Consider the following 21,360-nt stretch of genomic DNA (forward strand, 5'->3'; position numbering starts at 1 on the left):
TCCCACACAATGACAGACACACCGCCGCAGTCACAGAACTGGAACGCGTTCGCCGAACAGTGGAACGAGCAGTTCCTCGAGGCCTTCGAGAACAACGTCGAGGCCCAGGCTCGATTCGTCGAGAGCTGGGCCGAGACGGTCGGCGAGATGAGCGACGACGCCGAGCTCTCCGAGGGCGTGGAGGGCTACGCCCGCGCCTACGAGGCCTGGATGAACGCCTCCCAGCAGATGGTCGAGCGAGCGAACGACCAGCTCGAGGGCGAGGACGTCGAGCTCGATGAGTTCCGCGACGTCTGGCTCAACACCGCGAACGAGGCGTTCAAGGAGGTCATGTCGACGACCGCCTTCGCGAAGATGACCGGCGAGACCGTCGGCGACGTCCTCGAGCTCCAGCAGGAGGCCGACGAGGTCGCCGAGGAGACGCTGCACTCGCTTGGCTTCCCGACCGAGAGCGACGTCGTCGAGGTCGGCGACCGCCTGGTCGAGCTCGAGCGCCGCCAGCACGCCGTCGAGGAGAAACTCGACCGCGTTCTCGAGCACATAGAGGAGCAATGAAGAACCCGTACGCGACCGCCCTGGAGATGCAACGCCAGGCCTGGGAGGGCGCCGCCGACCTCGCCGAGAAGAGCCAGGTCGCGCCCGACCGAACCGAGACCCTCGAGAACGTCGAGGTCGGCCAGACCCCCAGCGAAGTCGTCTACGAGGAGAACAAACTCGAGTTGCTCCACTACGAGCCAAAGACCGAGGAGCAACACGACATCCCGATCCTCATCGTCTACGCGCTGATCAACAAGCCCTACATCCTCGACCTGCAGCCCGATCGCTCGGTCGTCCAGACGCTGCTCGAGGCCGGCTTCGACGTCTACCTGATCGACTGGGGCGAGCCCTCGAAGCTCGACCGCCAGCTCGGGCTCGACGACTACGTCAACCGCTATATCGACAACTGCGTCGACGTCGTCCGCGAGCGCTCGGGCCAGGACGCGATCAACGTGCTCGGCTACTGTATGGGCGGGACGATGTCGGCGATGTACGCCGCTCAACACCCCGAGAAGGTCGAGAACCTCGCCCTGATGGCCGCCGGCCTCTGCTTTGCGGGCGACGGTGGCGTCCTCGAGCTGTGGGGCGCCGAGGACTACTACGACCCCGAGAAAGTTACCGAGACCTTCGACAACGTCCCCGCGGAGTTCTTAGACGTCGGCTTCGCGCTGATGGATCCCGTCGCCAACAACGTGACGAAGTACGTCCGCTTCTACGACAACATGGAAGACGAGGACTTCGTCGAGAACTTCGGGCGGATGGAGCGCTGGCTCGACGAGGGGATCGACGTCGCGGGGAAAGCCTACGAGGAGTTCATCCGCGACATCTACCAGGAGAACAAGCTCGTCGCGAACGAGCTCGAGCTGGGCGGCGAGGCGATCGACGTCTCGAACATCGACATGCCCGTCCTGCAGATCGTCGCGGAGTACGACCACCTCATCCCGCCGGGTGCCTCGAAACCGTTCAACGAGGCGGTCGCCTCCGACGACACCGAGGTCATGGAGTTCGCGACCGGACACATCGGGATGTCGGTCTCCTCCCGGAGCCACGCCGAGCTCTGGCCCGACGTCTGCGACTGGTTCGAGGCCCGCTCGACGGTCGAGACCGAGGCCGAGCCGGAGACGCCCGAACCCGACGAGCCCGACGCGGGGCTGGCCGAGGACGTCGAAGGCGACGAGACCGGCCTCGACGAGTTCTCGGAGGAGGCCCTCGAGGAGACGGCGGTCGACGACCTGACCGAACTCGACGGCGTCGGCCAGTCCTACGCGAACGACCTCGCCGCGGTCGGCATCACCACCTTCGAGGAACTCGCCGAGGCCGACGCCGAGGAACTCGCCGACGAGACCGACATCGCCGTCGCTCGCCTCGAGGACTGGATCGACCAGGCCGGCGAGCAGTAACGCCCGCTGACGCCCCGACGCGACCGCGTCGGCGCCCTCCCGACCCCGGGTCGGACGCTGCCGATTTTATTCACTTCACCAAGGGACGAAACCCAACAGGTCGTTATATAACAATCGGTGGCACAGTGTACACTAACGATGTCCATGGAGGGACGTACCTGTGTCATTACGGGCTCGGCGCGAGGTATCGGGCGCGGGATCGCGGAACACCTCGGCGAGGAGGGGGCGAACGTCGTCATCAACTACCGGTCGTCGGAGGGGGACGCACACGAAGCCGTCGACGCGATCGAGGACGCGGGCGGGCGAGCCGTCGCCGCCCAGGCCGACGTCTCGGTCCCCGAGGACGTCGAGCACATGCGCGACGTTTGCCACGAGGCGTTCGGCCCGGCCGACGTCCTCGTTAACAACGCCGGGATCACCGCCGACAAGCAGTTCACCGAGATGTCCCGCGCGGAGTGGGATCGGGTGATGGACGTCAACCTCGGCGGGATGTTCAACTGCACCCAGACGTTCTACGACGACATCTGGAACGCCGACGAGGGGCGACTGATCAACATCTCGAGCGTCGTCGGCAAACAGGGCAACTTCGGACAGGCCAACTACGCGACCGCGAAAAGCGGGATGTTCGGGTTCACCCGGACGATCGCCCTCGAGTTCGCCCAGGGCGGTTCGACGGCCAACTGCGTCGCGCCCGGCTTCACCCGGACCGACATGGTCGAGAGCGTTCCGGACCACGTTCTCGAGCGGATCATCTCGGGGATCCCCCTCGAACGCCTGGCGGAGGTCGAGGACATCGCCGCCGTCGTTCGCTTCCTCGCGAGCAGGGAGTCGTCGTACATCACGGGCGAGGTGATCGACGTCAACGGCGGAATGGACCTCTGAGCCCGCCGTAGTGTCCCGTTTTTTCGATCCGACTCCGCGGCTCGGCGGGAGCCCGACAGCGCCTCCTCCCGGCCGCCGGCGGGGAGAACACGCTTCGAGCAACCTGGCGTCGACTTCCCGAAGCGGAGCGGACGAACGCGGCGGTTCGCGGTTTACCGGTCGGTTCGGCTCGAAGATTTCGGACTCCGTTCGATGTATTTGAGTGCGAAGTTATTTACTTTATTATGAAAAGTACTATATTATATTATAATATAATGATATTCGAATGGTGGAAAATAACGGCGGAGCTGATTACTCGAGAACGAGCCGTCGATCGATCCTTCGGGCGACTTCCGGCGCCGTCGCCGGCGTCGGACTCGCGGGCGTCGCGACGGCCGATTCCGGCGAGAGGCGCGAGGTCAACGTCGGGTTCGAGAACGACCGCGGTCGCAACGCCGCGGCGGAGGCGGCGACCGACGTCCGACGGGAGTTCGCGTTCGACGCGATGACGATCACCGTCCCGGAGCGAGCCCTGAACGGCCTCCGGCGGAACCCGAACGTCCGATACGTCGAGCGGAACGGCGAGATGCACGCGTTCGAGCAAACCACGCCCTGGGGCGTCGACCGCGTCGACGCGCCGGTGGCACACGACGCCGGCGAGGGCGGATCGGGAGCGGACGTCGCGATCATCGACACGGGTGTCGATTCGACCCACGAGGCGCTGCAAGACGTACTCGGCGAGGGGGCGGCGTTCACCGGCTGCGGCGGGTTCGCCTGCCTGTTCGGCGGTAACGGAAACGACTGTAACCGGTCGTGGGACGACGACAACGACCACGGTACGCACTGCGCCGGAACGGCCGTCGCGCCGGACGACGGCACCGGCGTCGTCGGCGTCGCGACCCGATCGACCCTCCATCCAGTCAAGGTCCTCGACTGTCTCGGCAGCGGCACGAACTCGGACATCGCCGCCGGAATCGAGCACACGGCCGAGCAGGGCTGGGACGTCGCGAGCCTGAGCCTCGGCGGGGCCCAGTCCGATCTCGTCTCCGACGCCTGCGCATACGCCCACGACAACGGCGTCCTCGTCGTCGCGGCCGCAGGCAACGACGGCGAGTGCACCGACTGCGTGAGCTATCCGGCCGCGGAACCGAACGTGATCGCGGTCAGCGCGACGACCGAATCCGACGAGATCGCGGCGTTCTCGTCGACGGGCCCCGAAATCGACATCGCCGCACCGGGCGAAGGAATCTACTCGACGGTCGCCGGCGGCTACGATACCCTCTCGGGAACGTCGATGGCCTGTCCGCACGTCGCCGGTGCGGCGGGACAGCTCATGTCCAACGGCTACACCAACGAGGAGGCTCGAGCCAGGCTCCAGGAGACGGCGGAGGACATCGGCCTCGAGGAGGCCGAACAGGGACACGGACTCCTCGACGTCGCCGCCGCGCTGGACGCGTAACTCCGAGTCGAGTCCGCGGGGCGCTCAGTGCGTTCGTTTCTCCTTCTCGAGCACTCGGACGTTTTCGATCCCGGTGTCGGGATACTGGCCCTCGGCGTCCTTCTCGACGGCCTTGACCATGTCCCAGACGACGTTCAGGCCGGTCGTGACGCCCTCGAGGGCCTCCATCTCGCAGCCCGTCTTTCCGGTGGTCTCGACGGTGACCTCGCACTCGACCCGGTCCTCGCGCAGTTCGAAGTCGGTGTCGACGTTCGTGATCGGGATCTGGTGGCACATCGGGATCGTCTCCCAGGTGTGTTTCACGGCCTGGACGGCGCCAACCCGGGCCGTCGCGAGGACGTCGCCCTTGCCGATCTCGTCTTCGCGGATCGCCTCCACGGTCGAGGGCTGCAGGCGGATCTCGCCGACCGCGACTGCCCGGCGCTCGCTGTCGGGTTTGTCGCCGACGTCGACCATCTGGACGTCGCCCTCCTCGGTGGTGTGCGTGAGTTCCTCGGCGCCCGAATCGTCGCCGCTTCGCGGATCCGGGTTCGATCCCGCCGCGGGGGACGGATCGTCACTCATCGTCACCACCCCACAGCGTCGGGGGAAGCTCCTCGAGCAGTTCCGACGCCAGAAAGCCGTGTTCGTGGCACTCGGCGAGGCGTTCGCCCGCGAGGCCGTTGACGTGGGCGCCCGCGGCCGCGGCGTCCACCGGCTCGGCGCCCTCGAGCAGGGCCGCAACGATCCCCGCGAGCGTGTCCCCGGTTCCGCCGACTTTCATCCCGACCGTTCCCGAGCGGCTGATCCGCGTGCGCTCGCCGTCGGAGATCACGTCGTTTTCGCCCTTCGCGAGGACGACGTGGCCAAGCTCCGCGGCGAAGTCCTCGATCTCGTCGGCGACCGCAGCCAGGTCGTCGGCATCGGGCCCGCCCATGCGGGCGAGTTCGCCGCGGTTCGGCGTACAGACCAGCGTCGCGTCGGTCTCGACCTCCGGGACGACCTCGAGGGCGTCGGCGTCGACGACCGCCCGGCCGTCGTACCCCGAGAGGAACCGCCGCGCGGCCTCGAGGGTCTCCTCGTCGGTGCCGAGCCCGGGACCGATGACGACGACGTTGTCGTACGACGTCGCGGTCTCGAGGAGATCCTCGGCGACCTCGGGGGTGAGGATCTCGCTCTCGTACGGTTGGACGATCAGGTCCTCGGCGTACCCCTGGATCTCGCCGGCGACGGCGTCGGGCGCCGCGACGAAGGACAGCTCCGCGCCGGTTCGCAGGGCGGCCTGGGCGGCCAGCGCCGGCGCACCCGTGTAGGGGCCGCCGCCGATCACGTAGGCTCGTCCCTCGCGGCCGTCGGGCTCCGCGAGGGAGACGTCGCCGGGACCGACGTCTCGTTCGGCTGCCGCGGGGATGCCGATGTCGGCGACCGCGAGCTCACAGTCGAGCTCGGCGAGTCCGGGTTTCGCGTCGTGGAAGGTGACGACCCGATCCGCCTCGACGGCGTTGTCGGCGACCGCGCCCGCGTCGGCGTCGAACCCGGAGGGGACGTCGACGGCGACGACGGTCGCGTCGGCCGCATTGATCGCCTCTGCCGCGGTCGCGGCGGGCTCGCGGAGCTCGCCGCTGATCCCGGTGCCGAGCATCGCGTCCACGACGACGTCGCAGTCGGGGAGTTCGAACCCGCTCGAGTCCGCGATCTCGTGGGTGTCGTAGCCCGCGTGCTGCAGGGCCTCCCAGTTCTCACGAGCGATTTCGGTCCCGATATTTTCGGCCGGTCCGAGCAGGAGCGTCGTCACGTCGTAACTCTCGAGAAAGCGGGCCGCGACGAACGCGTCCCCGCCGTTGTTTCCGCGCCCGGCGACGACGGCGACGCTCGAGCCCCGATCGGCGACCTCGCGGACCGCCCGCGCGACCGCGTTCCCGCTCGACTCCATCAGCTGTTTCTGCGAGACGCCGAGCGCCGCGGCGTTCTCGTCGACGGCGGCCATCCGTTCGCCCGTGATCATGGCCGTGCGTTCGCGGGGGGCGCCGTTGAAGATTGCGGACGAAACGCTCAATCGGATCGCGTCCCAACCGCGTCCGTGAACGTCTTCTGGCTCGACGAGGACCCCCGGCTCGCCGCCCGATATCACTGCGACGAGCACGTCAACAAGCTGTTGCTCGAGGCCGCGCAGGTGCTGTGTACCGCGGCCCGCGAGAACGGCCGCGACGACGACTTCCTCTACGCGGCGACCCACACCGGCCATCCCGTTACGGAGTGGGCGACCGAGTCCCGGGCGAACTGGCTGCGGCTGCGCGAACACGCCGCGGCGCTCAACGCCGAGTTCGTCGAGCGCTACGAGAAGGAAACCGACCACGCCAGCTGGGAGGTCATCGAGCGGATCGACCCCGACGGGATCGACTTTCCGTCCGACGAGCCGACGCCGCGCCCGCAGGCGATGCCCGAGGAGTACGAACGACCCGGCGACCCCGTGGAGGCCTACCGGGCGTACTACGCCGGCGAGAAGGCCGAGTGGGCGACGTGGGCTCACACCGAGGAGCCGCCGTGGCTCGAGGAGTACCTCGACTCCCCGGACGTCCGCGCCGAGGATTGAGTCAGTACCGGATCTCGAACCCGTCTTCGCCCTGGGGTGGCTCGTACTCGACCTCGACGCCGTCGACGTCGGCCGCGGGACTGCCCTCGTGGCAGAACTCGACCATCGACTCGACGGCGTCCTCGGGTCCCTCGAACGCCGCCTCGACCCGACCGTCCTCGAGGTTCTTGACCCAGCCGTCGACGCCCTCCTCGCGGGCCGTATCGCGAGTGGTCGCGCGGTAGTAGACGCCCTGTACCGTGCCGGAGACGTAGACGTGTGCGCGCGTTCGGTCCGTCACGTGCGTGGCGTCGTCGGTGACCGGGAAAAATCCAGCCGTCCGACCCGCGGGTCGTCGCCTCGAACCGATATCGAAAGAACCCTCGAGCGACAACCGCCACTCGGAGATGGGTCCCATCGAACGCTTCGAGGAAGAGTATCTCGACGTCTCGAGCAGCCGTGCGACCGTTCGGGAGCTGCTCGAGCTGTTCGTCGGATCGATCCTGTTCGTCATCGCGGCCTGGGCGCTGACGCGGTATCTTCTGGGGGAGACGATCGCGCTGTACGTCACGGGGGGACTGTCCGTCGCGTTCGCGATCACGATCGTTTCACAGACGTACTGGGCGATTACCGGGCGGGAAGATTACGAGTGAAGAGAGAAAACGAGTAATGAACCGTTGTGAACGGATAACTCGAATCAGTCCCGCGTTCGCAGGTGATGGAAGACGTACGTCTGGGCGTAGCCCGCGTACTCGCCGCCGAAGCGCTCGCGAAGCGCCCGCGAGGTCGCCGCGTACGACCCCCGGTCGCAGTCGGGGTAGTGCTCCTCGATCGCCGTCTTGAGCCACGTATCGAGCGGAACGGCCTGATCGAATCCCAGCGAGAACAGCAACACGCAGTCGGCGACCTTGTCGCCGACGCCGACGAATCGCTTCAGGAACTCTCGGGCGTCTTCGTACTCGAGCTCGCGAGCCTCGGCGGGGTGGGCCTCGCCGTCGGCAACCATCTCCGCGGTGCGAACGACGTAGGGGGCGCGGTACCCCAGCCCCAGTTCTCGCAGTTCGCCCTCGGTGGCCGCCGCGAGCCGCTCCGGGGTCGGAAACGCGTGGTACGTCGCGCCGTCGAACGCGACGGGTTCGCCGTACTGGCGGGCCAGCGCCGAGACCATCCCGTGGATGCGATCGACCCGCATCTGGGCCGAGCAGATGAACGAGATCAGCGTTCCGAACGGCGGGTCGTCGACAAGCCGCATCCCGCGGTGGGCCGCGTAAGCCTCGTCTAACAGCGGATCGTCGGGTGCGGCCGCGACGATCGCCTCGAGGTCGTCCTCGAGGCGGAGCAGCCGGCGCACGAGCGGGTCGGCCTCGATCGACGACTCCCACTCGAGGACGCCGTTCCGGCTTCGGACGCGAACGACGGCGCCGTCGACGACGGTGTAGTACCACTCGTCGGGAGCCGGCGCGCCGCCGTACATCGCCCCGTCCGTTCGCCGCCAGAGGTAGGTCTGTCCGCTCTCGAGGGTGCGGTACAGGTCGAGCCCGCCGGACAGCGCCTCGAGATCGACTTCGCCGGAGTGCATCTGTCCCACCCTTCGGGAGCGCGGGCTTGGGACTTTCGGACCCGCCACGAAGGGACCCACGCGCCGGGACGGAGCTCGGGGCGAACCTTGATACTGTAGGCGACGGTACGTTTTCGTATGGACTGCAGGGTTGTCGTCGAGGCTGCCGTTCCGGTGTTCGACGTCGAGACGGAAGACGAGGCGATCCGCATCGCCATCTCGAAGACCGGCGAGATGTTGAACCCTGACCTGAACTACGTCGAGATCAACATGGGCGAGCGAACCTCGCCGGAGGGGGAGGAGCTGCCGCCGGCGTTCATCGCCGCCGACGAGGCGCTGGTCGCACTCGAACTCGAGATGACCGTGTTCAACGTCGAGCGCGAGGAACACGCCTCCCGGATCGCCCGCAAGGAGATCGGCCAGCGCCTCGAGAACATCCCGCTCGAGGTACTCGAAGTCGAGCTGATCGAAGAAGACGAAGAGGGCGAAGACGAACGGACGCCCGAAAGCGAGGACGACGGATCCGAATCGGATTCCGAAACCGACTCCGAAGACGACGAGATTCTCCCCGAGTTCGAGGACCTGGTCGAGTAACGCCTCCGGACGACGCCGATCAGTTTTCGATCGTTCGCGCCGATCGCCCGACTTCCGCTCAGTTTATCCCGTTTTGACGGACCGAAGCGACGAGGGACGGTCTCGCCAGTAAGGAGTAGCGATCGAAGGAGACGTTCTGACAACTAGTCTGCGGTAGCGGCGACGGCTTCCTGTTCGTCCTCGCGCATGTTCGTCGTGATTCCGCCGGCGAGGGCGAATACGGCGGCCTTGTGGTCGGTTTTTGATTTGTGGATCGATGTCGGCCGAATGCCGCGAGACTCATACTCCTCGAGGTCGATCTGACAGTTCTCCCACTCCGCGCACTGGTTCGATACCTCCGCAAGAAGGCCGTGAAGGTGAATGAGCTCCTGTTTCTTCATAACCATGCATTCCTATCCGCTGCAGGGTTATATTATTATCTTGAGTCGCGTTAGCACAGACACCGGATCGAATTCGACGCTTGTCACGTTCGAAACCGAAAACAACGACGATATTACTCGGACGAAACCCTACGAAGGGGTCGGCTACAACGATCGATTAGCCGGGTAAGCGGGCGTTTCTGTTCACCGTTATTCATATACCGTACTGATTACTAAAATCTCAATATTACAATTATGTATGCTCGAGAAAGAACGAGCCGATAGGATCGGCGTCGCCGGCTAGCCGAGTTGTTTCAGCGTCTGGAGGTCGCGGTCGGTCCGCGTGAACTCGGCGGTCCGTCGGGAAGCGTGACAGTTCGGACAGTGGAACATCTCCGCAGGGGTCGGGAGTTCGCCGGGAGAAACCTGCCAGTCCTTGGCACATTCGGGACACAGCAACTGAACGGTCGTTTCGTCCATGCTATACTGTTCCACACCCGAGGTGAAAAGCTTTGTCGCAGTCCTATTCCGGGTCGGGAACCGACCGACCGAGCGATGCCGACGGCTCGGCGACAGGATCGAGACGAGAGAAAAGCCGAGAGAAACCGCTCCCAACGACCGCGTTACGCGGGCGCCGCCGAACCCGAGGCCTCGAGCAGCTCCTTGTACCGGTTCCGAATGGTGACTTCGGAGATGCTGGCGACCTCGCTGACGTCGTTCTGGGTGACCTTCTCGTTGGTGAGCAGGGCCGCGGCGTAGACCGCGGCGGCCGCGAGCCCGACCGGGGACTTCCCCGAGTGGACGCCCNCTGACGTCGTTCTGGGTGACCTTCTCGTTGGTGAGCAGGGCCGCGGCGTAGACCGCGGCGGCCGCGAGCCCGACCGGGGACTTCCCCGAGTGGACGCCCTCCTCGCGGGCCGAATCGAGCAGGTCGCGGGCCATCCGTTCGGTCTCGTCGGAGAGGTCGAGGTCGCTGACGAACCGCGGCACGTAGCTCTCGGGGTCGGCGGGCTGGACCTCGAGACCGAGTTCCCGGATGATGTACCGGTACGTGCGGGTCAGCTCCATCTTCTCGACGCGGCTGACGGCGGAGATCTCGTCCAAGCTGCGGGGGGTGCCGGCCTGGCGGGCCGCCGCGTACAGCGACGACGTTGCGACGCCCTCGATCGACCGTCCCGGCAGCAGGTCCTCCTCGAGGGCGCGGCGGTAGATCACGCTGGCGGTCTCGCGGACGTTCTCCGGGAGTCCGAGCGCGCTGGCCATGCGGTCGATCTCGCCCAGAGCCTGCTTCAAGTTGCGCTCCTTGCTGTCGCGGGTCCGGAAGCGCTCGTTCCAGGTCCGCAGACGCTGCATCTTCTGGCGCTGGCGGCTNNTCATGTTCGTCGTCGGCGCGCCGACGCGGGACTTCTCGTCTTTCTCGGCGGCGTCGAACGCGCGCCACTCGGGACCGCGGTCGATCTCGTCTTCCTCGACGACGAGTCCGCAGTCCTGACACACCGTCTCGGCGTGCTCGGTATCCGAAATCAGGCGTCCGCCACACTCCGGACACTGTTCCTTTTCACCCTGTTCCGTCTGGGTTTCCTCCTCGGTCGTTGCTTCGTCCTCTCGGGTGTAGGTTCGAATGTTTTCTGTCATCGTTGGGATGGTTACTCGGGGCTACCGGGTGGGGGAACCAGAAGAAACCCGGTCGCCTCAGCTAACATATTGTAAGACCGTAATCCATATAAAGCTTTCGCCTACCTTATAAACTAACCGGGTTTTCTGTTATATATGTTTCGGATACATAGTGATTAATCGTCTGAGACTCGGACTACTCGACGGTGAACAGGTGTCCGTCGGTCGGGACCTCGAAGAGCCCGATCCTGGCCCCCGCGTCCAGCCAGGCGTGACCGTACGAAAACGACGCGAGCGCGTTGACCGGGTCGTTCCGCTCCCGGAAGTGACGCCCGTCCTCGAGATAGGAGCCGGCCATCTCGTAACAGTCCTCGGCGGCGTCGGCCATCGGCGTTCCCTCCCGCGGTGCGATCGACGCCGCCTCGAGCGCCTCCGCGAGCAACTCGCCGTACCGATCCGTCTTCTCCTCGAGGTCCGCGGCCATACCCGGTTCTCGTCGCTCGAGACCGTAAATCCGTCGGCGAAGCGCGACGGTCGCCGGCGGAATCACCACGCATTTAGCGACGGACTCGAAAGGGCTCCCGAATGCGACTGCTCCAGGTGCTCGTTCCCGAGGAGAGACGGAGCGAGACGCTTCGGGTTCTCGACGACGAGGGACTCGACTACGTCCGAACGAGCGAGTGCAGCAACGAGATCGACGCTGAACTCGTTACGCTCCCGGTTCCGACCCAGGCGGTCGATCACGTGCTCACCTCGCTTCGGGAGGTCGGTATCGAGGAGGAGTTCATCATCGTCTCGTCCATCGAGACCGCTCGCACGCCACGGATCGACGAACTCGAAGAGCGGTTCGTCAACGGGCAGGAGGAAGACGACAGCATCACCCGGGAGGAGATCCGGACGAAGGCCCTGAACATGACCCCGGGGCGGGTTACTTACTACGCGATGACCCTGCTGAGCGCGATCGTGGCGACGGCCGGACTGTTACTCGACTCCCCTGCGATCGTCGTCGGCTCGATGGTGATCGCGCCCCAGATCAGCGCGGCGATGACCGGAACCGTCGGGCTCGTCCTCGACGACCGTCGGATGTTTCTCGACGGCGTGTTCTCGATGGTGCTCGGGCTCGTCGTCGCGATGGTCGGCGCGTTCGGGTTCGCCTGGCTGATTCGATCGGGCGGAGTCGTCCCGGTCGCCATCGACATCACGGCCATCGAACAGGTACAAAACCGAATCTCGCCCGGCCTGCTCGCGATTATCGTCGGCGTCTGCGCCGGCGCCGCGGGCGCGTTCGGACTGGCGACCGCGATCCCCGTCTCGCTCGTCGGCGTGATGATCGCCGCCGCGCTCATCCCGGCGGCGGCTGCGGTCGGGATCGGCGTCGCCTGGGGAAACGTCGGCGTCGCGCTCGGCGCGTTCGTCCTGGTCGCGGTCAACGTCACGTCGATCCTGCTCGCTGGACTCGCCGTCCTCTGGCACCTCGGATACCGTCCCGAAGGGTGGACCACCGGAGCCGTCCGGCCGAACATCTCCCGGGACAACCTCGAGACGATCGCCGTCGTGATCGCGATCAGCGCGGTCGTTCTGACCGGTGCCGGGGTCGTCCTCGGTCAGCACGTCACCTTCGAGAACGAGGTCAACGAGGAGGTCAGGACCGTGCTCGACGACGACGAGTACGCCGAACTCGAGCTGGTCGAACTGCAGACGGAGTTCCACGACGGGGGCACGATCAGCGACGAGACGGAGGTGACGATCTCGATCCGTCGACCCGCGGATACGGCGTACCCCACCCTCGCGACGGTGATCGAACGCTCCCTCGAGGAGCGGACGGACCGCGACGTCTCCGTCGTCCTCGAGTTCGTCGAAGGGGCGACTTCCGGGGGGTAGACGGACCGTACGCGGCGATCGGTGCTGAGAACGCAAGGGGTTTAGGTCCAGTTTCCTAACATCGGAGTATGAGCGAGCAGCCACGCGTCGAGATCTACACCAAGACGCAGTGTCCTTACTGCGAGAAGGCCAAGGACCTCTTCGACAGCAAGGGCGTCGAGTACGAGACCTACAACGTCACTGGCGACGACGACCTGTTCGAGGAGATGGTCGAGCGCGCCGAGGGCCGCAAGACCGCTCCCGAAGTGTTCATCGACGACGAGCTGATCGGCGGCTGGGACCAGACGGCCGCGCTCGAGGAAACCGGCGAGCTCGACGAGAAGCTCGGACTCGTCACCGACGGGGGATCGGAGGTCGAACACCGCAAACTGATCATCGCGGGTACCGGTATCGCCGGCCTCACCGCCGCCATCTACGCGGGACGGGGCGACAACGATCCGCTGGTCATCGAGGGCGACGAGCCCGGCGGTCAGCTCACGCTCACCACCGACGTCGCCAACTACCCGGGATTCCCGGAGGGGATCAGCGGTCCCGACCTGGTGAACAACATGAAAGAGCAGGCCAAACAGTTCGGCGCCGAGCTCAAAAACGGAATTATCGAGTCCGTCGATGCGGACCAGCGTCCGTTCCGCGTCGAACTGACGAACGGCGACGTCTACACCGCCGACGCCGTCATCGCCGCCTCCGGCGCCTCGGCTCGCACGCTGGGTGTCCCGGGCGAGGACGAACTGATGGGCTACGGGCTCTCGACGTGTGCGACCTGCGACGGCGCGTTCTTCCGGGGCGAGGACATGCTCGTCGTCGGCGGCGGCGACGCCGCCATGGAGGAGGCGACCTTCCTCACGAAGTTCGCCGACACGGTCTACATCGCCCACCGCCGCGAGGAGTTCCGCGCCGAACAGTACTGGGTCGACCGCGTCCACGAGAAGGTCGAGGACGGCGAGATCGAGATCATGAAGAACACGGAGCTGACCGAGATCCACGGCTCCCAGGAGGAAGGCGTCGATCACGTTACTCTCGTCGAGAACGAGCAGGGCCATCCGACCGACCGCCTCGACGACCCCGAAACGAACGAGTTCGAGTTCGACGTCGGCGCGGTCTTCTACGCCATCGGCCACACGCCCAACACCGACTACCTCGAGGGCACGGGCGCCACGATGGACGACGAGGGCTACCTGCGCACCCAGGGCGGCTCCGGCGGCGGCCAGACCGAGACCGACGTCCCCGGCATCTTCGGCGCTGGCGACGTCGTCGACTACCACTACCAGCAGGCGGTGACCGCCGCGGGGATGGGCTCGAAGGCCGCGCTCGACGTCGACGAGTACCTCGAGGATCTCGAGCGCGCCGAGTCCAGCGCCGAGACCGAGGCTGCCGCGGCCGACGACTGAGGCGGCCTGCCGGAACCGTTCCCGGCACACCGCGGGTCGGGGTACGCCGGAACGGAGTGACAGCAGCCGGTACGAGGCGAGCACACTCGAGTCAGGAACTGTTTTCCAAGCGGTCCGCGAACGGCGCCGCGATCACGACTCCGGACGGAAACCGGAGGACGTACTCGGCAGGCGCTCTCCGAAGACGGCGACGAAACCGACGGCGATGACAACCCCGTTCGCGAGGCCGACGGCGAGCATCTTCGAGGTCCGATCCCGTTCGGTCGCTACTGGGTGTGAACTCGACGGCGAATTGAGCGTATTGATCGTCTCGAGGACTCGAGACAGTACGGTTCGTTTCGCCCAGAGCGTGCTCCGGGAGTGAACGACCGAACGAATCCGCGGGGGTGGACGTGAAACGGTCCGTCCGGAAGGATAGAACGCAGTGAGGTGTCGCTTGAGCGACCCCGTTCGGACCATCACGTACCACTCGGCTACGAGTAGACGCCAGGAGCGTCTGCTGGGACGCGTCGCCACTTCGCGGCGTGACGGGCGAAAGAAAAACGGGATGTCGCAAGGCCGGACGGAGTCCGGTAGTTAGTCGGCGTTAGTTCTGACGGCGGGTCGCGAGCATGGCGGCGCCGAGAAGCGCGACGATCGCGACGGCGACACCGAAGCCGGGCACGGTCTCGTCGTCGTCCTGCTTGTCGTCGCCGTTGTTCTTCTCGTCGTTGTCGCCGTTGCCACCGTTGGCGCCGTTGTCGCCGTTGCCACCGTTGGCACCGTTGTCGCCGTTAGCGCCGTTGGCGCCGTTCTCACCTTTCACCTTGTCGCTGACGGTCAGCGTTCCGGAGTCGCTGTCGTCGCCGGTCTCGACGGACCAGTCGACGTCACCCTCCTCGCTGGTGTCGAACTCGAAGGATTCGGTGGTGGACTCGCCGGTGTCGAGCTCGAGCTCCTCGGTGTACTCCTCGTCACCGATGGTGACCTCGAGCGTCGCGTTGCCGGCCTCGTCGTTGTTGTTGACGACGGTCACGTCGAGCGTGGCGTTGTCGTCGACGTTGACCTCGGACGGGGCGGAGGCGTCGAGCTTGAAGCCGTCCTTCTTGTCGGGCTGGTCGTCGCCGTCGGCGGAGACGAAGACGCCCTCGGCCTCGTGTGCGGGCTCGTCGCCAGCGGTCACGCGGAGGGTCTGGATCTCGTCGCCCGCCTCGTGGCCGCTGAGGTTGAAGGTGGTCGTCAGCACGCCGTCGCCGTCGATCTCGGCGTCGGAGGTGTAGACCTCGGAGGTCGTGCGAAGGCGGAAGTCGCCGTCCGTGCCGGGCGCGAGGTTCGTCTCGGCGGTCAGCTCGGACTCGTTGCTGTTGTCGATCTGGAAGCGGTCGTCCTCGTCCTGGTCGCCGACGAGTTCGACGAAGGCTTCCTCGACGCTGAACTGCGTCTCGACGGTTTCCTCGTCGTCGACGTAGTCGTTGGTCTCGCTGACGGAGAACGTAACGTTCCAGGTCTCGTCGATCTCCTCGTCGTCCTCGTCGACGACCTCGTCGGCGTCGACGACGACGAAGAATCGGTCCTCGTCCTCGTCGACGATGACCTGGTCGTTGCTGATGTTCTCCAACTTGAAGCTGTCGGCATCGCCGTAGCGCGGCTCCTCGGTGTCCTCGAACTTGAGCTTGAGGGTGTCGTCGCCGACCCAGTTCCCGTCGTCGTCGAGAGCGTAGCCGTAGATGCCGGACGCTTCGACGCCGACGACGAGGCGGTCCTCGTCGGCGACGGTGTCGGTGGAGACGGCGGAGTCCTCGACGTCCTCGAGGTCGACGTCCGCGGCGTCGAAGTCGTCGCCCGCGAGGGCCCACGTGTTCATGTCGCCGGTCGATCGCTCCTCGAGCAGGAGGACCGCGGCGTCGGTCTCGTCCTCGGTCTCGTCCGCGGTTCCGGGGAAGACCTCGAGCTCGTAGTCGCCGGGGAGGAGTCGCTCGTCCTCGCCGAGCTGGTTCTCGTCGTTCTCGAGCTCCTCGGTGACGGTCACGTTGCTGTCGTCCAGCGCCTCGCCCTCGTCGTCGAGGACGGTGACGACCTCGTCACTGTTGCCCTGGCCGGCCTCGTACGTGTTGTACTGGACCGTCACGTTGTCCTCACCCTCGACACCGGTGATCTCGATGTCGGCGGTGTAGAACTCTTCCTCGTCGGTCATGTTGACCGTGAGGTTGTCCGTGCCGTCGTGTTCGATCTCGAACTCGGCGACGTCGCCGACGTTCTCCTCGTAGGTGGACTCGTCGAACTGCGCGTCGGTCTCGGGTTCCTCGCCGACCGTGATCTCGGCCGTATCCTCGGCCGTCGTGTCGGTCACGTCGACGGTGAACTCGTAGTTACCGGTGTCCTGCTCGGAGAAGTCGGCTGCGATGTCCTCACTGAGGTTACTGATCGCGACCGTGTCATCCTCGTCCTCGACGGACTCGCCGTCGGGGAGGATGCTCTCGAGGTCCTCCTGGCCAACCGTCTCGTTTCCGAGTTCGGCGGTCACGTGGACCTCGACGTCGCTGTCGTTGCGAGGCTGGTCGCTGGTGTCGTCGTAGTTGAGGGTCGTGCTGTCACCCTGCTCGACGGAGCTGTCCTCGAAGTCAACGTTGACGTTGTGTTCGTTGACCCAGAAGACGCCGGTGGAGTTGTTGTCACCGTGCTTAACGAAGTACCGACCCTCCTCGAGGTCGCTCGTGTCGACGGTTGCGCTCCTATCGTTGACGCGGAGGTTCTGGACCGTGTCGCCGTCGTGACTCAGGTCGGCGGGCGAATTCAGATTGCTGATCTCTACTTCTTGTCCGATCCATACGTCTTCTTCGTTGATATCGTCCGCGTCCAGGGTCTCGTCCTGCGCGGCGACGGCGCCCGGGAGGGACGCTGCCATCGCGAAGACGGACATGACCACCAGCGCGGCAAGGAACGCTGCACGTCCCTTTTCGCGGAATGAATTTTCGCTTGTCATTTGTTGTTGTTGTCTTGTTGGTTTGCGCGCGATCGAGCGGAGAGCGAGCCAACCGACAGCCGCCTCGCAGCCGACTCGCCCCGGGTAGGGGTAATCGCCACTTTCGGGAAGTCTGTAATAAGCTTTCTGACCAATATATACGTTTCTCGATGTGTTCGATACGCCACGATAGCCCGGCTGTACCGGATTTAAGCCCGCTTTCCGAATTCAGTAAACTTGCTCTGGAAAGTACGAATCTGCTTATTCTACCGAATGAGCGTACATGTTTTTGAGTTATAGGTATCAGATAGATCTAACTCCAGATCTGGATAGTTTAGTTGGATATCGGCAATCAGTTACGGGTCCGTACTCGAGTCGCGTGCCGTCCGCTCGAAGTGCGAGCAGGAAGCGCCCGGGAGCGTTCGACCGCCGGTTCCTACGGCGTCTCCGCTCGAGAATCGCGGTACCGACCGAAGGCCCACACCGCGACGGCCGCGAGCCCGGCGACGAGCGCGGGCCAGCGATCGCTGCTCAGGTAGAGACCCCCCGCAGGCGGACGGTACTCGAGGAGCGGCCAGAGGACGGCGTAGGCTTCTCCCGAGGGGGTGATGAGCGCGATGTCGAGGACGTGGTGGGTGGCGGCGCCGACGAGAAAGAGCGCCAGCGCCCGCCGGCGGTACTCGGGCGCGAGCAACAGCACTGTCAGCAGGCCGACCGCGATCGTTCCGCCGAGGGTGTGCAGGGGAGCCCAGGCGAAGGGGATTCCTAGGAGGTACTGCATCAGCCCGTCCGGGAGGAAGATCTCGGCTTTCACGAAGTCGGGCGAGAGCGCGCCGACGGTGACGACCGTGACGTGTGCCGGCCCCATCCAGTCGTAGCGGAAGGCGAGCACCGTCCCCAGCACGTAGCCCGTCAGCACGTGCGTGAGGACGTCAGTCACCGCGATCACCTCTCGCGGGGGCCTCGAGGCCGTCGTCGGTCCGCGCACGACCGCCCTCGGAACGGGAGTCACCGCGCGAGCGTGCACGCTCGCGCGGGACGAACGCGAGGCGTCCGAGATCGAACCGCCAATCCCGAAGCACGCGGCCGACGACGAACAGCCCGCCGACCAGCGAGACGAGCATCATGTACCGGGTCTCTCCGGAGTTTTGGACCGTGATCCGCTCCGCGGCGAGGGTCTCTTCGTCCTCGAGGGTCCCGTAGGTCGTCACCCAGTCGTCCGGCTCGAGGTCGCCGTCGACGTTCCGGTCGGTATCGCCGTCCTCGGACACGGTAAACCGACCGTAGCCGCTCGCTTCCGTCGCGATGACGAGAGGATCGGTCTCGACGACTTCGCCGCCGAGGATCACGCTCTCGCCGACGTAGCTGGCGCGGTCGGGTTCGACCTCGACGTCGTTGGGCGGCTCCTGTTCCATCGGTTCGACGGGGCTGGCGCCGGTCCAGATCACGAGTCCGCCGATAGCCGCGAGGAGAAGTACGATCCCGAGGAGGCGAACGCCCTGGCCGAACGGCTCCCGACTCGTCATTCGATTCACCCGGAGAGGCGAGCGGACATAGGCGTTGTGCTCTCGTCGCCGAGCGGGACGGAACCCTCGAGGAAAGCGGGCGGAGCGACGACGTCCCCGCGAAGCTGACCGACTCCGTTAGAACGGGAACAGCGACTCGGGGTCGGGGTCGCGCTCGAGCAGCTCGATTTCGTGGCCGTCCTGGTCTTTCGTGAAGGCGTACATGTTGTCGTTGCTCTCGGGGTCGCGGTAGTCCGCCGCTTCGCGGGTCATGAGCTGGTCCCAGTCCTCCTCGAGGTCGTCCATGCGGACACAGAGGTGGCCCCAGGCGTCACCGAAGTCGTAGCTGCGGCCGTCGTAGTTGTAGGTGAGTTCGACGGCCATCGCCTCGTCGCTCGCGCCCTCGGGTTTCACGAAGTAGTTCGCGAACGAATCGGACTCCCAGCGACCGGTGTGTTCGTACTCGAACTTGCGGGTCCAGAAGCCCAGGGCTTCGTCGGCGTCCTCGACGCGGATCATGGTGTGATCGAGCGACCACAGCGCGCCCTGATCGGGGTCGCGCTTGACGATCTCGATCTCGTGACCGTCGGGGTCCTTGACGAAGGCGTAGCGGCCGCCGCAGGATTTGGGGTCGCGGTAGTCCTCGACGCCCTCGTCGATGAGCTGCTGGTAGTAGTCCTCGAGTTCGCCCTCCGGGACCCGTACCGCAACGTGTCCCCAGGCGTCGCCGACGTCGACGTCCTCGCCCTCGTTGTGGGTCAGCTCGAGCATCGCCCCCTCCTCGCCCAGCTCTTCGGGGCCGAGGTAGACGATGGTGAAGCCGTCGCCCTCGTGGCGGTCTTTCTCCTCGTACTCGAGGTGAGTTTGGTACCAGTCGAGCGACTCCTCGAGGTCCGAAACGCGCATCATCACGTGGTCGAGCGTGCCGTCCATACCCGAAACTACGCTCGCAGGAGCAAAAAGCGTGGTGAAGCCGGCGGGCTAGTCGACGTTTTCCCGCGCCGGCTCGGCGTCTCCCCGACGGTCGATCTCGGCGTCGACGCTCGAGGGTTTCGGATCGACGTCCTTCCGGCGGGCGTCGAGTTCGGAGAACCCGTAGACGAGTCCGACGAGTACGACGGCCCCGACCGGGAGGAAGACGATCGGCGGAACGCCGAGGAAACCGTAGAGGGCGTAACACAGTACCACGACGAGCATGACGGTTCCGGCGTAGTAGAACTGGGTTCGGATGTGGTCGATGAGGTCGGCACCCGTAAACGTCGAGGACAGCACCGAGGTGTCCGAGATCGGCGAGGTGTGGTCGCCGAAGATCGCGCCGGAGAAGACGGCGCCGACGACGACGGGCATCAGGTCGAACGAGCCGGAGAGCTCGTACGCGACGGTCATCGCGGTCGGCGTCACGATTCCCATCGTCGCCCACGACGAGCCCATCGTGAAGGCGACGAAGGCGGCGACGAACAGCACCACGATGGGGAGCACGGCGGGCGAGATGACCCCCTCTGCGACGCCGGCAACGTACTCCCCGGTTCCGAGCGCCTCGGCGACCGCGCTGATCGTCCAGGCGAGGACGAGCACCGTCACGGCGGTGAGCATGATCCCGAACCCGTCGAGGACGGTATCGACGGCCGATCCGAGATCGAAGAGGCCGTACCCCACGCCGATGAGGGTCGCCGTCGCCACCATCGCGAACGAGCCCCAGATGAGCGCGACGGCGAAGTCGCCGGCGCCGACGACGTCGACGAGCACCTGAACGAGACTATCCGCATCGATCGCCGCTTCGAGCGCCGTCGGCTCGCCAGCTTCCGCCTGGGCGTCGAGCCAGGACTGGTAGCCGGTCCAGAACGCCCCCGAGAGCGTAACCGCGATCAGAACGACGATGGGCGCGAAGAACGTCCGCAGCATGGGACGGTCGTCGATCGGTTCGCCGAGGTCGTCTTCGACCTGCTGGAGCGGTTGCGCGGTCTCGCGGTTGACCTTCCCCGTCTGCCACGACCGGTGCTCGGCGTCGAGCATCTCGCCGTAATCCCGTCGGGAGTAGACGACGATGCCGACCATGAGGATCGCGAGCAGCGAGTAGGCGTTAAACGGGATCGATCCGATGAACGTCTCGAACGCGCCGGGCGTCTCGCCCGCCGCGACGGCCTCGTTGCCTTCCGCCAGCTGTCCGTACCCGTCCTCGATCATCGACAGCTGGAACGCGACCCAGCTCGAGAGGCCGATCGTCGCGACGGGGGCCGCCGTCGAGTCGACGATGTAGGAGAGTTTCTCCCGCGAGATCCGCAGCTGATCGGAGATCTCGCGCATGGTACTGCCGACGATCGCCGTGTTGGCGTAGTCGTCGAAAAACAGCGCCATTCCGAGGATCCACGTCGCCAGGCCGGCGTTGCGCTGGGTCTCGAGGTGGTCTACCGCCCAGTTGCGGACGGCCATCGCTCCGCCGAGGCGCCAGATGAGCGCGACGCCGGAGCCGAGCAGCAGCGTGAAAAGCAGGATCTGGACGTGAAAGCCGTCGTCGGCGATGATCGCCGCGACGATCCACTCGAAGGTCCGCCCGAGGCCGAGGCTCTCGGTCGCGATGACGCCGCCCGACCAGATTCCCAGAAACAGCGAGAGGATCGGCCGGCGGGTCACGATCGCGAGCGCGATCGCGAGCAGCGGCGGCACGAGCGAGAGAGCGGGCACGGCCGAGAGAGCGCCGGACTCTACCATAGG

At 65.8% G+C, this 21,360-nt stretch carries 21 protein-coding genes and 1 pseudogene; 9 read left to right on the plus strand and 13 right to left on the minus strand.

Annotation, left to right across the window (positions count from 1 at the left end; all coding sequences use genetic code 11):
- Positions 1-9 precede the first annotated feature (9 nt).
- From C492_RS17795 to C492_RS17810, 4 genes are all read left to right on the plus strand, one after another.
- Positions 10-555, plus strand: a complete 546-nt coding sequence (locus C492_RS17795) for a poly(R)-hydroxyalkanoic acid synthase subunit PhaE (RefSeq protein WP_008426171.1) — start codon at positions 10-12, stop codon at positions 553-555.
- The gene (phaC, locus tag C492_RS17800) at positions 552-1,937 is read left to right on the plus strand and encodes a class III poly(R)-hydroxyalkanoic acid synthase subunit PhaC (protein ID WP_008426172.1); all 1,386 of its coding nucleotides are present in this window, start codon (positions 552-554) and stop codon (positions 1,935-1,937) included. Before C492_RS17795 ends, phaC begins: the two co-directional genes overlap by 4 nt.
- A 138-nt stretch (positions 1,938-2,075) precedes the next feature.
- Positions 2,076-2,819 (plus strand): beta-ketoacyl-ACP reductase, encoded by a 744-nt coding sequence (locus C492_RS17805; protein ID WP_008426174.1) that lies wholly within the window; start codon positions 2,076-2,078, stop codon positions 2,817-2,819.
- 265 nt (positions 2,820-3,084) lie between these two features.
- The gene (locus tag C492_RS17810; RefSeq protein ID WP_083898871.1) at positions 3,085-4,257 is read left to right on the plus strand and encodes a S8 family peptidase; all 1,173 of its coding nucleotides are present in this window, start codon (positions 3,085-3,087) and stop codon (positions 4,255-4,257) included.
- Between the two features lie 24 nt (positions 4,258-4,281).
- Here the strand turns inward: C492_RS17810 and moaC are convergent, their stop codons facing one another.
- Together moaC and C492_RS17820 are read right to left on the minus strand one after the other, a co-directional pair.
- Positions 4,282-4,821, minus strand: a complete 540-nt coding sequence (moaC, locus tag C492_RS17815; RefSeq protein ID WP_008426177.1) for a cyclic pyranopterin monophosphate synthase MoaC — start codon at positions 4,819-4,821, stop codon at positions 4,282-4,284.
- Positions 4,814-6,241 (minus strand): bifunctional ADP-dependent NAD(P)H-hydrate dehydratase/NAD(P)H-hydrate epimerase, encoded by a 1,428-nt coding sequence (locus C492_RS17820; protein WP_049893169.1) that lies wholly within the window; start codon positions 6,239-6,241, stop codon positions 4,814-4,816. The genes moaC and C492_RS17820 overlap by 8 nt, the downstream gene beginning before the upstream one ends.
- 75 nt (positions 6,242-6,316) lie before the next feature.
- Between C492_RS17820 and C492_RS17825 the strand changes: the two genes are divergently transcribed.
- Positions 6,317-6,829, plus strand: coding sequence for a hypothetical protein (locus C492_RS17825; protein ID WP_008426182.1), 513 nt, complete (start codon positions 6,317-6,319; stop codon positions 6,827-6,829).
- Position 6,830: 1 nt separating this feature from the next.
- Here C492_RS17825 and C492_RS17830 read toward each other — a convergent pair whose 3' ends face one another.
- Positions 6,831-7,109, minus strand: a complete 279-nt coding sequence (locus C492_RS17830; RefSeq protein WP_049893174.1) for an acylphosphatase — start codon at positions 7,107-7,109, stop codon at positions 6,831-6,833.
- Positions 7,110-7,215: 106 nt separating this feature from the next.
- Between C492_RS17830 and C492_RS17835 the strand changes: the two genes are divergently transcribed.
- Positions 7,216-7,461 carry a hypothetical protein gene (locus C492_RS17835; protein ID WP_008426186.1) on the plus strand — a complete coding sequence of 82 codons (246 nt, stop codon included), beginning with the start codon at positions 7,216-7,218 and terminating at the stop codon, positions 7,459-7,461.
- A 44-nt stretch (positions 7,462-7,505) separates the two neighbouring features.
- Here C492_RS17835 and C492_RS17840 read toward each other — a convergent pair whose 3' ends face one another.
- Positions 7,506-8,387, minus strand: a complete 882-nt coding sequence (locus tag C492_RS17840; protein ID WP_008426187.1) for a DNA-3-methyladenine glycosylase family protein — start codon at positions 8,385-8,387, stop codon at positions 7,506-7,508.
- A gap of 117 nt (positions 8,388-8,504) precedes the next feature.
- On the opposite strand from C492_RS17840, the gene C492_RS17845 reads away from it, so the two are divergent.
- Complete coding sequence (locus tag C492_RS17845) at positions 8,505-8,960, plus strand: DUF555 domain-containing protein (RefSeq protein WP_008426189.1); 456 nt, start codon at positions 8,505-8,507, stop codon at positions 8,958-8,960.
- A 143-nt stretch (positions 8,961-9,103) separates the two neighbouring features.
- Here C492_RS17845 and C492_RS17850 read toward each other — a convergent pair whose 3' ends face one another.
- From C492_RS17850 to C492_RS17865, 4 genes and pseudogenes are all read right to left on the minus strand, one after another.
- A complete protein-coding gene (locus tag C492_RS17850; protein WP_005555888.1) occupies positions 9,104-9,340 on the minus strand; it encodes a UPF0058 family protein in 237 nt (78 codons plus the stop codon).
- Positions 9,341-9,619: 279 nt separating this feature from the next.
- Positions 9,620-9,799 (minus strand): DUF7836 family putative zinc-binding protein, encoded by a 180-nt coding sequence (locus C492_RS17855; protein ID WP_049893170.1) that lies wholly within the window; start codon positions 9,797-9,799, stop codon positions 9,620-9,622.
- Between the two features lie 143 nt (positions 9,800-9,942).
- Positions 9,943-10,954: pseudogene (locus C492_RS17860) on the minus strand (transcription initiation factor IIB).
- 175 nt (positions 10,955-11,129) lie between these two features.
- Positions 11,130-11,417: a DUF357 domain-containing protein gene (locus tag C492_RS17865; RefSeq protein WP_008426195.1), complete on the minus strand. Its 288-nt coding sequence runs from the start codon at positions 11,415-11,417 to the stop codon at positions 11,130-11,132.
- A 101-nt stretch (positions 11,418-11,518) separates the two neighbouring features.
- On the opposite strand from C492_RS17865, the gene C492_RS17870 reads away from it, so the two are divergent.
- Both C492_RS17870 and C492_RS17875 read left to right on the plus strand, forming a co-directional pair.
- The gene (locus tag C492_RS17870; RefSeq protein ID WP_008426197.1) at positions 11,519-12,814 is read left to right on the plus strand and encodes a TIGR00341 family protein; all 1,296 of its coding nucleotides are present in this window, start codon (positions 11,519-11,521) and stop codon (positions 12,812-12,814) included.
- A 68-nt stretch (positions 12,815-12,882) separates the two neighbouring features.
- The gene (locus C492_RS17875) at positions 12,883-14,202 is read left to right on the plus strand and encodes an FAD-dependent oxidoreductase (RefSeq protein WP_008426198.1); all 1,320 of its coding nucleotides are present in this window, start codon (positions 12,883-12,885) and stop codon (positions 14,200-14,202) included.
- Between the two features lie 586 nt (positions 14,203-14,788).
- Here the strand turns inward: C492_RS17875 and C492_RS17880 are convergent.
- The 5 genes from C492_RS17880 to C492_RS17900 all read right to left on the minus strand — a co-directional run bounded on the left by C492_RS17880 (position 14,789) and on the right by C492_RS17900 (position 21,357).
- Positions 14,789-17,164, minus strand: coding sequence for a BGTF surface domain-containing protein (locus tag C492_RS17880; RefSeq protein ID WP_083898872.1), 2,376 nt, complete (start codon positions 17,162-17,164; stop codon positions 14,789-14,791).
- Positions 17,165-17,579: 415 nt separating this feature from the next.
- Positions 17,580-18,092 carry a metal-dependent hydrolase gene (locus C492_RS17885; RefSeq protein WP_008426201.1) on the minus strand — a complete coding sequence of 171 codons (513 nt, stop codon included), beginning with the start codon at positions 18,090-18,092 and terminating at the stop codon, positions 17,580-17,582.
- Positions 18,076-18,669 (minus strand): hypothetical protein, encoded by a 594-nt coding sequence (locus tag C492_RS17890; protein ID WP_008426202.1) that lies wholly within the window; start codon positions 18,667-18,669, stop codon positions 18,076-18,078. The genes C492_RS17885 and C492_RS17890 overlap by 17 nt, the downstream gene beginning before the upstream one ends.
- Positions 18,670-18,786: 117 nt before the next feature.
- Positions 18,787-19,581: a VOC family protein gene (locus tag C492_RS17895; RefSeq protein ID WP_008426207.1), complete on the minus strand. Its 795-nt coding sequence runs from the start codon at positions 19,579-19,581 to the stop codon at positions 18,787-18,789.
- A 48-nt stretch (positions 19,582-19,629) separates the two neighbouring features.
- Positions 19,630-21,357, minus strand: coding sequence for a Na+/H+ antiporter NhaC family protein (locus C492_RS17900; RefSeq protein ID WP_008426208.1), 1,728 nt, complete (start codon positions 21,355-21,357; stop codon positions 19,630-19,632).
- Between the last annotated feature and the right edge of the window lie 3 nt (positions 21,358-21,360).

The organism is Natronococcus jeotgali DSM 18795, assembly GCF_000337695.1.
Lineage (GTDB): Archaea > Halobacteriota > Halobacteria > Halobacteriales > Natrialbaceae > Natronococcus > Natronococcus jeotgali.

What these genes read in the sequence shown, in the direction of transcription:
- C492_RS17795 (WP_008426171.1), top strand. Translation starts at nt 10, where the DNA reads ATGACAGACACACCGCCGCAGTCACAGAACTGGAACGCGTTCGCCGAA.
- phaC (WP_008426172.1), top strand. Translation starts at nt 552, where the DNA reads ATGAAGAACCCGTACGCGACCGCCCTGGAGATGCAACGCCAGGCCTGG.
- C492_RS17805 (WP_008426174.1), top strand. Translation starts at nt 2,076, where the DNA reads ATGTCCATGGAGGGACGTACCTGTGTCATTACGGGCTCGGCGCGAGGT.
- C492_RS17810 (WP_083898871.1), top strand. Translation starts at nt 3,085, where the DNA reads ATGGTGGAAAATAACGGCGGAGCTGATTACTCGAGAACGAGCCGTCGA.
- moaC (WP_008426177.1), bottom strand. Translation starts at nt 4,821, where the DNA reads ATGAGTGACGATCCGTCCCCCGCGGCGGGATCGAACCCGGATCCGCGA.
- C492_RS17820 (WP_049893169.1), bottom strand. Translation starts at nt 6,241, where the DNA reads ATGATCACGGGCGAACGGATGGCCGCCGTCGACGAGAACGCCGCGGCG.
- C492_RS17835 (WP_008426186.1), top strand. Translation starts at nt 7,216, where the DNA reads ATGGGTCCCATCGAACGCTTCGAGGAAGAGTATCTCGACGTCTCGAGC.
- C492_RS17840 (WP_008426187.1), bottom strand. Translation starts at nt 8,387, where the DNA reads ATGCACTCCGGCGAAGTCGATCTCGAGGCGCTGTCCGGCGGGCTCGAC.
- C492_RS17845 (WP_008426189.1), top strand. Translation starts at nt 8,505, where the DNA reads ATGGACTGCAGGGTTGTCGTCGAGGCTGCCGTTCCGGTGTTCGACGTC.
- C492_RS17850 (WP_005555888.1), bottom strand. Translation starts at nt 9,340, where the DNA reads ATGAAGAAACAGGAGCTCATTCACCTTCACGGCCTTCTTGCGGAGGTA.
- C492_RS17855 (WP_049893170.1), bottom strand. Translation starts at nt 9,799, where the DNA reads ATGGACGAAACGACCGTTCAGTTGCTGTGTCCCGAATGTGCCAAGGAC.
- C492_RS17865 (WP_008426195.1), bottom strand. Translation starts at nt 11,417, where the DNA reads ATGGCCGCGGACCTCGAGGAGAAGACGGATCGGTACGGCGAGTTGCTC.
- C492_RS17870 (WP_008426197.1), top strand. Translation starts at nt 11,519, where the DNA reads ATGCGACTGCTCCAGGTGCTCGTTCCCGAGGAGAGACGGAGCGAGACG.
- C492_RS17875 (WP_008426198.1), top strand. Translation starts at nt 12,883, where the DNA reads ATGAGCGAGCAGCCACGCGTCGAGATCTACACCAAGACGCAGTGTCCT.
- C492_RS17880 (WP_083898872.1), bottom strand. Translation starts at nt 17,164, where the DNA reads ATGACAAGCGAAAATTCATTCCGCGAAAAGGGACGTGCAGCGTTCCTT.
- C492_RS17890 (WP_008426202.1), bottom strand. Translation starts at nt 18,669, where the DNA reads ATGACGAGTCGGGAGCCGTTCGGCCAGGGCGTTCGCCTCCTCGGGATC.
- C492_RS17895 (WP_008426207.1), bottom strand. Translation starts at nt 19,581, where the DNA reads ATGGACGGCACGCTCGACCACGTGATGATGCGCGTTTCGGACCTCGAG.
- C492_RS17900 (WP_008426208.1), bottom strand. Translation starts at nt 21,357, where the DNA reads ATGGTAGAGTCCGGCGCTCTCTCGGCCGTGCCCGCTCTCTCGCTCGTG.